This window comes from Burkholderia sp. 22313, from assembly GCF_052045245.1.
GTDB lineage: Bacteria > Pseudomonadota > Gammaproteobacteria > Burkholderiales > Burkholderiaceae > Burkholderia.
Genome location: NZ_JBQEON010000004.1, coordinates 74,533 through 87,385, shown reverse-complemented (window position 1 = coordinate 87,385; position 12,853 = coordinate 74,533). Strand labels below are relative to the sequence as shown.

Below are 12,853 nucleotides of genomic sequence, written 5' to 3'. Positions count from 1 at the left end.
CTGCCGAAGCCGCAGCACCGCGCGCGACGCGGCGCTCGTTCAATCGTCACGGAACGTCCATGCCATTCGATCCGCTCCTGTTCGGCCGCAAGGCCGCCGCCATCGTGCTGGCCGCCACGGTTTCGTCGGCCGCGTTCGCGCATGCGCACGTCGCGAACAGCGATCCGGCCGCGAACGCGGCGCTGGCCGCCGCGCCGGCCGCTGTCACGATCGATTTCACCGAGCCGCTGGAGGCCGCGTTCAGCTCGCTCGTCGTCGTCGACGGCGCCGGCAAGACGGTGTCCGACGGCCATGCGAAGATCGACGCCGCGAACCGCAAGCGCATGACGGTGCCGCTGACCGCGCTCGGCGCGGGCGCCTACTATACGGTGAAATGGGTGGCCGTCGCGACCGACGGACATCGCACGCAAGGGGCGTACGGCTTCAGCGTGAAGTAAAACACAGCAGGTAACGGCGGCGGCAGGCTCGTGCCGGGGCTGCCGGCACCTTGATCCGACACGGAGTTTGCCGCATGAATCCGACGACGCTCGACGCACTCGCCGATTTTCCCCGCCAGCTCGAAGCCCATTTCGCCGCCGTGCCGGACGGCTATGCACGCTGGAAGCCCGACGACTGGAGCGGGATGCCGAGCGAGCATTTCTCGCCGCTCGGGCAGCTCTGCCACGTGCGCGACATCGAGATCGACGGTTACCATGTGCGGCTGCGGCGGATGCTCGACGAAGATCACCCGCTGCTCGTGTCGGTCGACGGCGACGCGCTCGCGCTCGAGCGCCGCTACGACGCGGCTTACGCGTCCGACGCGCTCGCGGCGATTCGCGACGCACGGCGCGTGACGCTCGACCTCGTGGCAAGCCTCACGCCAGAGCAGCTCGCGCGCACCGGCGAGTTCGACGGCTACGGCGCGCTGACCGTGCGCGGCCTCGTTCATTACCTGTGCAGCCACGACCAGCAGCATCTGGCCGGCATGCAGTGGCTGCTCGGCAAGATCGACGCGGTGCTGTACGCACGCTGATTGCGCGCGGTCCTGCGGCCGTGCCGCGTGGTGTGTCGCCCGCGAGCGGATTTCGACGTCGTTGTCGGTGGGGGCGCCCACCGTTCAGGCCATCTGATTGGATCGCATTTCTGGATAATCCATCCAGCCGCACCCGGCTGACCTGCGCGCCGTGCGTGCCTACACTCCTAGCTTCATTCACCGCAAAAAGGAGTCAACCGTGGCCACTCACACGCTCGCAGACAAGGTCGTCCTGATCGCAGGCGGCGCCAAGAATCTCGGCGGCCTGATCGCCCGGGACCTGGCCAGCCACGGCGCGAAGGCGGTGGCGATTCACTACAACAGCGCGGCGTCGCAAGCGCAGGCCGAAGAGACGGCCGCCGCCGTGCGCGCGGCCGGCGCGCAAGCCGCGACGTTCCAGGCCGACCTGACGACGGCTGCCGCGGTCGAGAAGCTGTTCGACGACGCGAAGCAGCACTTCGGCAAGATCGACATCGCGATCAACACGGTCGGCAAGGTGCTGAAGAAGCCGTTCACCGACATCTCCGAGGCCGAGTACGACGAGATGTTCGCGGTCAACAGCAAGTCGGCGTTCTTCTTCATCAAGGAAGCGGGGCGGCACCTCGAGGATCACGGCAAGCTCGTCACGCTCGTGACGTCGCTGCTCGGCGCGTTCACGCCGTTCTATGCGGCGTACGAAGGGTCGAAGGCACCGGTCGAGCACTTCACGCGTGCCGCATCGAAGGAATACGGCGCGCGCGGCATCTCGGTGACGGCAGTCGGGCCCGGTCCGATGGATACGCCGTTCTTCTACCCGGCCGAAGGCGCCGATGCGGTCGCCTATCACAAGACGGCCGCGGCACTGTCGCCGTTCAGCAAGACGGGCCTGACCGACATCGAGGACGTCGTGCCGTTCATCCGCCATCTGGTGACCGACGGCTGGTGGATCACCGGCCAGACGATCCTGATCAACGGCGGCTATACCACCAAGTAACGCGCGACCCGGTCACGCGCCGTGCCGGGGCGGTCGTCGCGTGCGCGCGGCGCACCGCAATGGACTGTTTGCGTGGACAATGGACGCTCGCGCGGGCACCCGGCCGCGCGAGCGTTTCTTCCGTGCCGGCGCGACGTGGTGCAATCGGCCGCGACGCGCGGCGCGTGCCGGCGACGGTCGCCCGAACCCCCGTTTTACGCCTGCCGATGGACAAGCTGGACCAGGTCAGAATCTTCCTTCAGGTTGCCGAGATGGGCAGCTTCATCAAGGCCGCGCATGCGCTCGACGTGCCGCGCGCGACCGTGTCGGCTGCCGTCCAGCAGCTCGAGACGGCGCTCGGCACGCGCCTGTTGCACCGCACGACGCGGCAGGTCCAGCTGACCGCCGACGGCGCGCTGCTGCTCGAGCGCGGCCGGCGCCTGCTCGCGGAAGCCGACGAGCTCGACCGGCTGTTCCGGCGTCGCGATCGCGACGTGATCGGGCGGCTGAACGTCGACGCGCCGAGCCGGATCGCGCGCCGCATGATCGCGCCCGCGCTGCCGTCGCTGTTTCGCCGCTACCCGAAGCTGCAGCTGTCGCTCGGCTCGACCGACCGCTCGATCGACCTCGTGCAGGAAGGCGTCGACTGCGCGATCCGCGTCGGGCGCCTCGCGGACAGCAGCCTCGTCGTGCGGCCGCTCGGGCAGTTCGCGCTGATCAACTGCGCGAGCCCCGACTACCTGCGCGAATGCGGCGTGCCCGAGCATCCGGACGCACTCGCGCACGGGCACTGGGCGATCGGCTATGCGTCGCCGACGACCGGGCGCGAGCTCGGCTGGGAATATGGTGCGGACGGCGGGCAGCACACGCTCGCGCTGCCGAGCCGTGTGATCGTCAACAACGCAGAAACCTATATTGCGAGCTGCGTTGCCGGGATGGGGCTGATCCAGATTCCGCGCTTCGACGTCGTGCATCTGCTCGACAGCGGTGCGCTGGTCGAGGTGATGCCCGGCCATCGGGCCGCGCCGATGGACGTGTCGGCCGTGTATCCGCATCGCCGGCACCGGTCGAGACGGCTCAACGCGTTCGTCGAGTGGTTCGGGGAGTTGATGGCGGCCGCGCTGAACGATACGGGCACGAGCGGGCGCGGCGACTGACAGCGGCGCCGTGCTGCACGGCGTCGGACACTTTCCGCAGCGCGAGGCGCCGGGCGCCGGGTGCGGACGCGATCATGCGGTTCTGCGAGCCAGGTTGAAGGCGCGGCGCGCATCCTGGCGCGAGGTCGGTCGAACCGGTCATTCGGTGCGGTGCGGAACGTCGTCCGGGAACGGGTAGGGTGCATGCGGCCCCGGCCTGTCGGGCACGGGCGGCTCGCGCAGCAGATCGCATCCGCCCAGCATGATCGACAGCAGGACGGCGAGCACGCCGCGGCAGATCGGGCTTGAAATGAGGGGCATGGGCGGCCTCCGCGCTGGCGTTTCCTGTTGCTTGGACCGCCGGGACAGGGCGCGCGTTGCGGTGCCGCCTTGCCGGCGGCAAAAAGCACGACGCAACAACAAAAAACCCGCGAAGCGGCGAGCTTGCGCGGGTTTCGACAGTGCAGCGCATGCGACGCTGCGAAATACTGGTGCCCAGGGCCGGAATCGAACCGGCACGCCTTGCGGCGGGGGATTTTGAGTCCCCTGCGTCTACCAATTTCACCACCTGGGCCTTGATCCTGGCCGCGCATGCGATGGTGCGCGGCGAAACGCGGATTATGGCGGAAAACGGGGCACCGGGCAAGCCACCCGGCGACCGGCCGCGTGTTACTGGCTCAGATAGACGAACTGGCCGTGCTTCACGATCCCCATCACGCTCGCGCGCTGATCGAGCCCCACGTGGTCCTTGTCGCTGGTATTGACGACGCCGTTCGGCACGACGAGCTCGTGCGCGCGTTCGAGTTCGCGGCGCAGCGCCGCGCGGAAGGCCGGCGTGCCGGGCTGCGCGGCTTTCAGCGCGCGGCCGGCCGCGTCCGCGAGGCGCGGGTACACGCCCGCTGCGTCGCCCGCGAACTGCGTGACGGTGCCGGCGCCGTATTTCGCTTCGTACGCATCGACGAACGCGAGCGCGGCCTTGCGGGCCGGATGGTCGGCGGGCAGCGTGCGCGCGACGACGACCGGCTGGGTCGGGAACAGCGTCCCGTCGACGTCCTTGCCGCCGAGCTTGATGAATTCCGGCGTCGCGATCCCGTGCGTCTGGTAGATCGCGCCCTTGTAGCCGCGCTCGATCAGCGTGCGCTGCGGCAGCACGGCAGGCGTGCCCGAGCCGGCGATCAGGATCGCGTCGGGCTTCGCCGCGATCAGCTTCAGCGCCTGGCCGGTCACGCTCGCGTCGGTGCGGTTGAAGCGCTCGGTCGCGATCACGCGGATCTTGCGCACTTCCGCGAAACGCGTGAACTCGTTCAGCCAACTGTCGCCGTAGCTGTCCGCGAAGCCGATGAAGCCGACCGTCTTCACGCCGTGGTTGGCCATGTAGCGCGTCATCACGTCGGCCATCGCGCTGTCGCTCTGTGCCATCTTGAACGCCCAGGTCCGCGCGCCTTCCTGCGGCTCGACGATCGCGCCGGAGCCGACCAGCGTGATCATCGGCGTTTGGGCGGCCGCTACCGCGTCGAGCGCCGCGAGCGCGGCCGGGGTGATGTTCGGCCCGACCACGACGTCGACGTGATCCTCGTCGACGAGCTTGCGGATGTTGCGCACGGCGGTTCCCGGGTCGGATGCGTCGTCGAGCACCGTCACCTGCACCGGCTGCCCGGCGATCGTCTTCGGCCACATCAGGATCGCGTTCTTGCTGGTGATGCCGATCACGGCGGCCGGGCCGGTCGACGACAGGTCGACGCCGACCTTCAGGTCGGCATGCGCGGCCGTGCAGGCGAGCACGAGGGCGGCGCCGGCGGCGCGGCGCATCAGGGCGGGAAGCGTCATGCGGGAATCTCCGTCGGGCAGGAAAAAGGGGCGCGATATGCGCCCCTTCGTTTATACATCCGGATCAAAGCTCGTACGATTCGGATTCGCCCTTGAGCGCCTGCTCGATCAGCTTGCGGTTCAGCGTCGGCGACAGCAGCTCGACCAGCGTATACACATAGCTGCGCAGGTAGGCGCCCTGCTTGAGGGCGACGCGCGTCACGTTGCTGCCGAACAGATGGCCGACCGGAATCAGCCGCAGATTGCGGTCGCGCTCCGGGTTGAACGCGATGTCGGCCATGATCCCGACGCCGAGGCCGAGCTCGACGTAGGTCTTGATCACGTCGGCGTCGATCGCCTCGAGCACGATGTCCGGCGACAGCCCGCGCAGCGCGAACGCATGATTGATCTTCTTGCGGCCGGCGAACGCGTCGTCGTAGGTGATCAGCGGGTACTGCGCGAGATCGTCCAGCGTGACCGGCTTGCGCTCGAGCAGCGGGTGGTCGGCCGGCACGACGGCCGCGTGATGCCACTGGAAGCAGGGCAGCGACACGAGTTCCTTGTAGTCGGCGATCGCCTCGGTCGCGATCGCGAGATCGGCCTGGTCGTGGATCACCATCTCGGCGACCTGCGTCGGGCTGCCCTGCAGGATCGACAGGTGCACCTTCGGGAAGCGCTTCTTGAACTCGGCGATCGCGGCCGGCAGCGAGTAGCGGGCCTGCGTGTGCGTGGCGGCGATCGTCAGGTTGCCCTGGTCCTGTGCCGCATAATCTTTTCCGACCCTTTTAAGACTCTCGACTTCCTGCAGGATCCGCTCGACCGACGCGAGGATGATCCGGCCCGGCTCGGTGAGCGAGCGCACGCGCTTGCCGTGCCGCGTGAAGATCTCCACGCCGAGCTCGTCCTCGAGCTCGATGATCGCCTTCGATACCCCGGGTTGCGACGTATACAGCGCCTTCGCGGCCTCGGTGAGGTTGAAATTCTGCCGGACGGCCTCGCGCACGAAGCGAAATTGGTGCAGGTTCATTTATAACCCTTCCGCATATCAACAGAATTTTTTAGTCGTTTGAAATATAAGGCGAGTTTATTACGATTCACCGGAGTTTTTCAAATATGGATATCTGTTTTCGTCATTAGCAATCCAACCGGGCAGCGGAAGGCCGGCGATGGCGGCGGAACGGAGATTCGGGCGCGACGTGGCTAGGACGTCGCGCGGTCACCACGAAAACCCTGGGGTCCCCGAATGTATCAGTACGACCAATACGACCAGACGATCGTCGACGAGCGTGTCGCGCAGTACCGCGATCAGGTACGCCGCCGCCTGTCGGGCGAGTTGAGCGAAGACGAGTTCCGTCCGCTGCGCCTGCAGAACGGCCTGTACATGCAGCGCCACGCGTACATGCACCGCATCGCGATTCCGTACGGCAACCTCCGCAGCGAGCAGCTCCGCATGCTGGCGCGCATCGCCCGCGAGCACGACCGCGGCTACGGCCACTTCTCGACCCGCTCGAACATCCAGTTCAACTGGGTCGAGCTGGAAGACACGCCCGAGATCCTCGCGAAGCTCGCGTCGGTGCAGATGCACGCGATCCAGACGTCGGGCAACTGCATCCGCAACATCACGGCCGACCAGTTCGCCGGCGTCGCGCAGGACGAAGAGATCGATCCGCGTCCGTGGGCAGAAATCCTGCGCCAGTGGTCGACGTTCCATCCCGAATTCGCGTGGCTGCCGCGCAAGTTCAAGATCGCGGTGTCCGGCTCGAAGGACGACCGCGCGGCCGTGCAGATCCACGACCTCGGCGTGTACCTGAAGAAGAACGCGCAGGGCGAAGTGGTCGCGAGCATCCTCGCGGGCGGCGGCCTCGGCCGCACCCCGATCGTCGGCGCGGTGATCAAGGAAGACCTGCCGTGGCAGCACCTGATCACGTATTGCGAAGCCGTGCTGCGCGTGTACAACCGCTACGGCCGCCGCGACAACCTGTACAAGGCGCGGATCAAGATCCTCGTGAAGGCGCTGTCGCCGGCGAAGTTCGCGCAGCAGGTCGAGGAAGAGTGGCAGCACCTGAAGGACGGGCCGTCGACGCTCACGCAGGCGGAAGTCGACCGCGTGTCGCAGTATTTCAAGCCGCCCGTCTACGAGAAGCTTGCCGATACCGATGCGTCGTTCGAGCAGCACCTGCTCGAGAACAAGGCGTTCGCGCGCTGGGTCGAGCGTAACGTCGCGCCGCACAAGGTGCCGGGCTATGCCGCCGTCACGCTGTCGCTGAAGGATCACCGCGTGGCCCCGGGCGACGCGACGGATGCGCAGATGGAGCTGGTGGCCGACTGGGCCGACGCGTACTCGTTCGGCGAACTGCGCGTGTCGCACGAGCAGAACCTGATCCTCGCGAACGTGAAGAAGCACGACCTGTTCGCGGTGTGGGAAAAGGCGAAGGCGGCCGGCTTCGCGACGCCGAACATCGGCCTGCTGACCGACATCATCGCGTGCCCGGGCGGCGACTTCTGCTCGCTCGCGAACGCGAAGTCGATCCCGATCGCACTCGGGATCCAGCAGCGCTTCGACGATCTGGACTACGTGTACGACCTCGGCGACCTGTCGCTGAATATCTCCGGTTGCATGAACTCGTGCGGCCACCATCACGTGGGTAACATCGGCATCCTCGGCGTCGACAAGGACGGCTCCGAGTGGTACCAGGTGTCGCTCGGCGGCGAGCAGGGCACGGGCCAGAACGGCGCGCGCCTCGGCCGAGTGATCGGGCCGTCGTTCTCGGCGGAAGAAGTGCCGGACGTGATCGCGAAGCTGATCGACACGTTCGTCGAGGCGCGCATCGACGGCGAGCGCTTCATCGACACGTACGACCGCATCGGCATCGCCCCGTTCAAGGAGCGCGTGTATGCGGCGCGCCAGGCAGTGAACGCGTAACCAACCGGGTAGAAGGAATTTGCAGATGGCTTCGATTATCAAGAACCGCGCAGTGATCGACGACGCATGGCAGGTCGTGCGCGCGGCGGAAGACGGTGCGCTGCCCGCGGTCGACGCATTGCCGGCCGGCAAGGTGCTGGTGCCGTTCGCGTTGTGGCAGGCCGAGCGCGCGGCGCTCGTCGCCGCGAAGACGAAAGACGAACTCGGCGTGTGGCTGGCGCCGGACAGCGAGCCGGCCGATCTCGCGGCCGACTTCGGCGTGATCTCGCTGATCGCCGTGGAATTCCCGCGCTTCGCGGACGGCCGCGGCTACAGCATCGGCCGCCTGCTGCGCGAACGCCACGGCTGGACGGGCGAGCTGCGCGCGATCGGCGACGTGCTGCGCGACCAGCTGCTGTACATGTCGCGTTGCGGCTTCGACGCGTTCGCGGTGCGTGCCGACAAGGACATCCAGGACGCGCTGAATGCGTTTGGCGAATTCACGCAGCGTTACCAGGGCGCGTTCGACGAGCCGGCGCCGCTGTTCCGCCGCCGTGCCGCCGCTGCCGATGCCAAGGTGAGCGCATGAGCACCGCGACCGCCACCACCCTGACGCCGGAGCTTGCCGCGAAGGTCGAGCGCCTCGACGCGCTGCTCGCGCAGATCGGCGAGCGCCACGAGAAGGTGAAGTTCGCGAGCAGCCTCGCCGCGGAAGACATGCTGCTCACGCACGCGATCCTGTCGAAGGGCGTGTCGATCGGCATCTTCTCGCTGAACACCGGCCGTCTGCACGCGGAAACGCTGGGCATGATCGACCAGGTGCGCGAGCGCTACGGCTACGAGATCGAGCAGTTTCATCCGCGGCAGGACGCGGTCGACCAGTATGTCGCCGAGCAAGGCTTGAACGCGTTCTACGAAAGCGTCGAGCTGCGCAAGTCGTGCTGCCACATCCGCAAGGTCGAGCCGCTGAATCGCGCGCTGGCCGACGTCGGCGCGTGGGTCACCGGCCAGCGCCGCGAGCAGTCGGTCACACGCGCGGAGCTGCACGAGGAAGAACGGGACGAAGCGCGCGGGATCGCGAAGTACAACCCGCTCGCCGACTGGACGGAAAGCGATGTGTGGGCGTACCTTGAGGCGTTTGACGTGCCGGTCAACCCGCTGCATGCGCGCGGCTACCCGAGCATCGGCTGCGAGCCCTGTACGCGCGCGATCCGCCCCGGCGAGGACAGCCGCGCGGGCCGCTGGTGGTGGGAGTCGCGCGACACGAAGGAATGCGGGCTGCACATCACGACGATCACGCCGATTCCCGCGGATGCCGAAGCCGGCGCCGCGCACTGAAAGCCGACCAGAAACCGAATATTGCGCCGCCTGCGACAGCGGGCGGCACGAACCCAGAAGAGAAGGACTGAAATCATGAGCACGACGCTCGAGCAATCCGCCTTTGCCCCGCCCACCGGTGCCGACAACCGCATGGGCCACCTCGACTGGCTCGAAGCCGAGTCGATCCACATCCTGCGCGAGCTCGTCGCCGAGTGCAGCAAGCCGGCGTTGTTGTTCTCGGGCGGCAAGGATTCGGTCGTCGTGCTGCACCTCGCGCTGAAGGCATTCGGCCTCGGCGCGAACCGCAAGACGACGCTGCCGTTTCCGCTCGTGCACATCGACACGGGCCACAACTACGAAGAAGTGATCGACTTCCGCGACCGCCGTGCGCAAGAGCTCGGCGCCGAGCTGGTGGTCGGCCACGTCGAGGATTCGATCAAGCGCGGCACGGTCGTGCTGCGCCGCGAAACCGATTCGCGCAATGCCGCGCAGGCCGTCACGCTGCTCGAGACGATCGAACAGCACGGCTACACGGCGCTGATCGGCGGCGCGCGCCGCGACGAAGAGAAGGCGCGTGCGAAGGAGCGGATCTTCTCGTTCCGCGACGAATTCGGCCAGTGGGATCCGAAGGCGCAGCGCCCGGAGCTGTGGAGCCTGTACAACGCCCGCCTGCACAAGGGCGAGCACCTGCGCGTGTTCCCGATCTCGAACTGGACGGAACTCGACGTGTGGCAATACATCGCCCGCGAAAACCTCGAACTGCCGTCGATCTACTACGCGCACCAGCGCGAGATCGTGCGCCGCAACGGGCTGCTCGTGCCGGTCACGCCGCTCACGCCGATGCGTGACGGCGAGACGAGCGAGCTCGCCCAGGTGCGCTTCCGCACGGTTGGCGACATCAGCTGCACGTGCCCGGTGGCGAGCGACGCGGACGACGTCGAGAAGATCATCGCCGAGACGGCGGTGACCGAGATCACCGAACGCGGCGCGACCCGGATGGACGACCAGGCGTCGGAAGCGGCGATGGAACAGCGCAAGAAGCAAGGTTATTTCTGAAGCACACGAGGACATTCACATCATGAGCATCATCGAGAACACCGAAGACCTCGGCGTGCTGCGTTTCATCACCGCGGGCAGCGTCGACGACGGCAAGAGCACGCTGATCGGCCGCCTGCTGTACGACAGCAAGGCCGTGCTGTCCGACCAGCTGTCCGCGCTGTCGCGCGCGAAGAACAAGCGCACCGTCGGCGACGAGATCGATCTCGCGCTGCTGACGGACGGCCTCGAGGCCGAGCGCGAGCAGGGCATCACGATCGACGTCGCGTATCGCTACTTCGCGACCGCGAAGCGCAAGTTCATCATCGCCGACACGCCGGGCCACGAGCAGTACACGCGCAACATGGTGACGGGCGCCTCGACCGCGCATGCGGCGATCATCCTGGTCGACGCGACGCGCGTGACGATCGAGAACGGCGTCGCGGAACTGCTGCCGCAAACGAAGCGCCATAGCGCGATCGTGAAGCTGCTCGCGCTGCAACACGTGATCGTCGCGATCAACAAGATGGACCTCGTCGACTACAGCGAAGCGCGCTTCAACGAGATCCGCGACGCGTACGTCGCACTCGCGAAGCAGCTCGGCCTGACCGACGTGCGCTTCGTGCCGGTGTCGGCGCTGAAGGGCGACAACATCGTCGGCGCGAGCGAGCGCATGCCGTGGTACGCGGGCGAGCCGCTGCTCGACGTGCTCGAATCGCTGCCGGTCGAGACGCAGGCGCATGACGCGCTGCGTTTCCCGGTGCAGTGGGTCGCACGCCAGGACGGCAGCTCGGCCGACGACTTCCGCGGCTACATGGGCCGGATCGAGTCGGGCGAGGTGAAGGTCGGCGACGAAATCGTCGTGCTGCCGTCGAACCGCACCGCGACGGTCGCCGAGATCGTCGCGCCGGTGCCGGGCGGCACCGCGTCCGTCGCGCACGCGTTCGCGGGCCAGACGGTGACGCTTCGCCTCGCGGAAGACGTCGACGTGTCGCGCGGCGACATGTTCGTCACGACCGCCGAGCCGGTCGAGCCGGCGAAGAAGCTCGAGGCCGACCTGTGCTGGTTCGACGAGACGCCGTTGTCGCCGCAGCGCAAGTACCTGCTCAAGCAGACCACGAGCACGGTGTTCGCGAAGATCGGCGCGGTGAAGGAAGTGCTCGACGTGCATACGCTGTCGCACGCGACCGACCGTCAGGAACTGAAGATGAACGACATCGGCCGCGTCGCGCTGACGCTGCAGAAGCCGATCGTCTGCGACACCTACGATGCGCATCCGGGCACGGGCGCGTTCGTGCTGATCGACGAGGCGACGCACCACACGGTCGCCGCCGGCATGATCCGGGCGTTCTCGGCGTAACATCGGCATTGCGCGCCGCCTCCTGGCGGCGCGGGACAGCCGCAGCCGTGGCAGGACTAGCGAAGCGACAAACATGGGCAAGGTGTATCTGATCGGAGCAGGGCCGGGCGCGGCCGACCTCATCACGGTGCGCGGCATGCGGCTGCTCGAGCAAGCCGACGTCGTGCTGCACGACGCGCTCGTCGAGCCGGCGATGCTCGACTACGCGCCCAACGCGCGGAAGATCGCGGTCGGCAAGCGCTGCGGGCAGCGTTCGACCGCGCAGCACTTCATCAACAAGCAGATCGTCGACGCGGCGCGCGAGCATGCGTGCGTCGTGCGGCTGAAGGGCGGCGACCCGATGCTGTTCGGTCGCGCCGAAGAGGAAATGCGCGCGCTGGAAGCGGCCGGCCTGGACTACGAGGTCGTGCCGGGCATCACCGCGGCGCTGGCCGGCGCGGCGACGCTGAAGCGCTCGCTGACGCTGCGCGGCGTGTCGCGCAGCGTGGCCTTTGCGACGCACAGCCGCGCGCCCGGCAGCGACGAGATTCGCGAAGCCGCGCGTGCCGATTCGATCGTCTACTACATGGGCCGCGACAGCGCGCCGGGCATCGCGCGGGAACTGATCGACGCGGGCCGTGCACCCGCGACGCCGGTCGCGATCGTCGAGGCGTGCAGCACCGCACGCGAACGCACGCTGACGCTGACGCTCGCGCAGATGGCGGCAGGCGACGCGCAGGCGTGGCTCGACCCGGCGGAACCGAGCCTGCTGATGATCGGCGATGCGTTTGCCGAACGCGCGCGGCTCGTGAAAGCGGGCGATGCGTTACGCAATGCCGCTTGAGTCGAACGCGCGGCAAGCGATGTAGCGATGGCCGCCGGTTCGTGGGCGAAAAAAAGCGCTGGCTTCGGAAGCCAGCGCTTTTTGTTTGGGGGCGCCGTTTCGCTTACGCGTCGCGACCGATCTGCTCGATGCAATAGCGTGCGATCGCGTCGAGCACGCCGTCGTCTTCCCCGACGGCCGTCGCGCAACGGATCTCGACCCCCGGATGCGCGGCGCGACACGCGTCGACGAGCTGCGGCAGGTCGCGACGGACATGGCCGCCCTGGCCGAAGAACACGGGCACCACGGTGATGCGCGTGCAGCCGGCCGCGGCCTGTGCGGCGATGGCCGTATCGAGCGATGGCGTCATCAGTTCGAGGAACGCGAGCGACACGTGCGGCGCGGCCGCGCCGACACCGCGCAGCCGCGCGGCCAGCCGTTCGAACGGCTCGGCCCAGCGCGGATCGCGTGCGCCGTGGCCGAACAGGACGATACCGTGCGAACCCATGCCGAAACCTCCGTCGTGAC

Annotated in this window: 14 protein-coding genes and 1 tRNA gene; 10 read left to right on the top strand and 5 right to left on the bottom strand. The window is 67.6% G+C overall.

Annotation, left to right across the window (positions count from 1 at the left end; all coding sequences use genetic code 11):
* Positions 1-59 precede the first annotated feature (59 nt).
* From ACTJKF_RS05235 to ACTJKF_RS05220, 4 genes are all read left to right on the top strand, one after another.
* A complete protein-coding gene (locus ACTJKF_RS05235; RefSeq protein ID WP_440622508.1) occupies positions 60-437 on the top strand; it encodes a copper resistance CopC family protein in 378 nt (125 codons plus the stop codon).
* Between the two features lie 74 nt (positions 438-511).
* Positions 512-1,012, top strand: coding sequence for a DinB family protein (locus ACTJKF_RS05230; protein WP_440622507.1), 501 nt, complete (start codon positions 512-514; stop codon positions 1,010-1,012).
* A 199-nt stretch (positions 1,013-1,211) separates the two neighbouring features.
* Positions 1,212-1,985 (top strand): SDR family oxidoreductase, encoded by a 774-nt coding sequence (locus tag ACTJKF_RS05225; RefSeq protein ID WP_440622506.1) that lies wholly within the window; start codon positions 1,212-1,214, stop codon positions 1,983-1,985.
* A 206-nt stretch (positions 1,986-2,191) separates the two neighbouring features.
* The gene (locus tag ACTJKF_RS05220; protein ID WP_440622504.1) at positions 2,192-3,121 is read left to right on the top strand and encodes a LysR family transcriptional regulator; all 930 of its coding nucleotides are present in this window, start codon (positions 2,192-2,194) and stop codon (positions 3,119-3,121) included.
* Between the two features lie 138 nt (positions 3,122-3,259).
* Here the strand turns inward: ACTJKF_RS05220 and ACTJKF_RS05215 are convergent, their stop codons facing one another.
* The 4 genes from ACTJKF_RS05215 to ACTJKF_RS05200 form a co-directional block, all read right to left on the bottom strand.
* Positions 3,260-3,421 (bottom strand): hypothetical protein, encoded by a 162-nt coding sequence (locus ACTJKF_RS05215; protein WP_440622503.1) that lies wholly within the window; start codon positions 3,419-3,421, stop codon positions 3,260-3,262.
* Between the two features lie 168 nt (positions 3,422-3,589).
* A tRNA-Leu gene (locus ACTJKF_RS05210) sits at positions 3,590-3,674 on the bottom strand.
* Between the two features lie 95 nt (positions 3,675-3,769).
* Entirely contained in the window at positions 3,770-4,927 is a 1,158-nt protein-coding gene (locus ACTJKF_RS05205; RefSeq protein WP_440622502.1) for an ABC transporter substrate-binding protein, read from the bottom strand.
* 64 nt (positions 4,928-4,991) lie between these two features.
* Positions 4,992-5,933 (bottom strand): CysB family HTH-type transcriptional regulator, encoded by a 942-nt coding sequence (locus ACTJKF_RS05200; RefSeq protein ID WP_009689198.1) that lies wholly within the window; start codon positions 5,931-5,933, stop codon positions 4,992-4,994.
* A 216-nt stretch (positions 5,934-6,149) separates the two neighbouring features.
* Between ACTJKF_RS05200 and ACTJKF_RS05195 the strand changes: the two genes are divergently transcribed.
* The 6 genes from ACTJKF_RS05195 to cobA all read left to right on the top strand — a co-directional run bounded on the left by ACTJKF_RS05195 (position 6,150) and on the right by cobA (position 12,346).
* Positions 6,150-7,829 (top strand): nitrite/sulfite reductase, encoded by a 1,680-nt coding sequence (locus ACTJKF_RS05195; RefSeq protein WP_440622501.1) that lies wholly within the window; start codon positions 6,150-6,152, stop codon positions 7,827-7,829.
* A gap of 25 nt (positions 7,830-7,854) precedes the next feature.
* Positions 7,855-8,397: a DUF934 domain-containing protein gene (locus ACTJKF_RS05190; protein ID WP_440622500.1), complete on the top strand. Its 543-nt coding sequence runs from the start codon at positions 7,855-7,857 to the stop codon at positions 8,395-8,397.
* A complete protein-coding gene (locus ACTJKF_RS05185; protein ID WP_440622499.1) occupies positions 8,394-9,146 on the top strand; it encodes a phosphoadenylyl-sulfate reductase in 753 nt (250 codons plus the stop codon). The genes ACTJKF_RS05190 and ACTJKF_RS05185 overlap by 4 nt, the downstream gene beginning before the upstream one ends.
* A gap of 75 nt (positions 9,147-9,221) precedes the next feature.
* A complete protein-coding gene (gene cysD / locus ACTJKF_RS05180) occupies positions 9,222-10,184 on the top strand; it encodes a sulfate adenylyltransferase subunit CysD (RefSeq protein WP_440622498.1) in 963 nt (320 codons plus the stop codon).
* A gap of 22 nt (positions 10,185-10,206) precedes the next feature.
* Complete coding sequence (locus ACTJKF_RS05175) at positions 10,207-11,523, top strand: sulfate adenylyltransferase subunit 1 (protein WP_440622497.1); 1,317 nt, start codon at positions 10,207-10,209, stop codon at positions 11,521-11,523.
* 73 nt (positions 11,524-11,596) lie between these two features.
* Entirely contained in the window at positions 11,597-12,346 is a 750-nt protein-coding gene (cobA, locus tag ACTJKF_RS05170; protein ID WP_440622496.1) for a uroporphyrinogen-III C-methyltransferase, read from the top strand.
* Positions 12,347-12,449: 103 nt separating this feature from the next.
* On the opposite strand, the gene ACTJKF_RS05165 is transcribed toward cobA, so the two are convergent.
* Positions 12,450-12,833, bottom strand: a complete 384-nt coding sequence (locus tag ACTJKF_RS05165; protein ID WP_440622495.1) for a sirohydrochlorin chelatase — start codon at positions 12,831-12,833, stop codon at positions 12,450-12,452.
* Between the last annotated feature and the right edge of the window lie 20 nt (positions 12,834-12,853).

Excerpts from the sequence above, each read along its gene's own strand:
- ACTJKF_RS05235 (WP_440622508.1), top strand. The coding sequence starts at position 60 with ATGCCATTCGATCCGCTCCTGTTCGGCCGCAAGGCCGCCGCCATCGTG.
- ACTJKF_RS05230 (WP_440622507.1), top strand. The coding sequence starts at position 512 with ATGAATCCGACGACGCTCGACGCACTCGCCGATTTTCCCCGCCAGCTC.
- ACTJKF_RS05220 (WP_440622504.1), top strand. The coding sequence starts at position 2,192 with ATGGACAAGCTGGACCAGGTCAGAATCTTCCTTCAGGTTGCCGAGATG.
- ACTJKF_RS05215 (WP_440622503.1), bottom strand. The coding sequence starts at position 3,421 with ATGCCCCTCATTTCAAGCCCGATCTGCCGCGGCGTGCTCGCCGTCCTG.
- ACTJKF_RS05205 (WP_440622502.1), bottom strand. The coding sequence starts at position 4,927 with ATGACGCTTCCCGCCCTGATGCGCCGCGCCGCCGGCGCCGCCCTCGTG.
- ACTJKF_RS05200 (WP_009689198.1), bottom strand. The coding sequence starts at position 5,933 with ATGAACCTGCACCAATTTCGCTTCGTGCGCGAGGCCGTCCGGCAGAAT.
- ACTJKF_RS05195 (WP_440622501.1), top strand. The coding sequence starts at position 6,150 with ATGTATCAGTACGACCAATACGACCAGACGATCGTCGACGAGCGTGTC.
- ACTJKF_RS05190 (WP_440622500.1), top strand. The coding sequence starts at position 7,855 with ATGGCTTCGATTATCAAGAACCGCGCAGTGATCGACGACGCATGGCAG.
- ACTJKF_RS05185 (WP_440622499.1), top strand. The coding sequence starts at position 8,394 with ATGAGCACCGCGACCGCCACCACCCTGACGCCGGAGCTTGCCGCGAAG.
- cysD (WP_440622498.1), top strand. The coding sequence starts at position 9,222 with ATGAGCACGACGCTCGAGCAATCCGCCTTTGCCCCGCCCACCGGTGCC.
- ACTJKF_RS05175 (WP_440622497.1), top strand. The coding sequence starts at position 10,207 with ATGAGCATCATCGAGAACACCGAAGACCTCGGCGTGCTGCGTTTCATC.
- cobA (WP_440622496.1), top strand. The coding sequence starts at position 11,597 with ATGGGCAAGGTGTATCTGATCGGAGCAGGGCCGGGCGCGGCCGACCTC.
- ACTJKF_RS05165 (WP_440622495.1), bottom strand. The coding sequence starts at position 12,833 with ATGGGTTCGCACGGTATCGTCCTGTTCGGCCACGGCGCACGCGATCCG.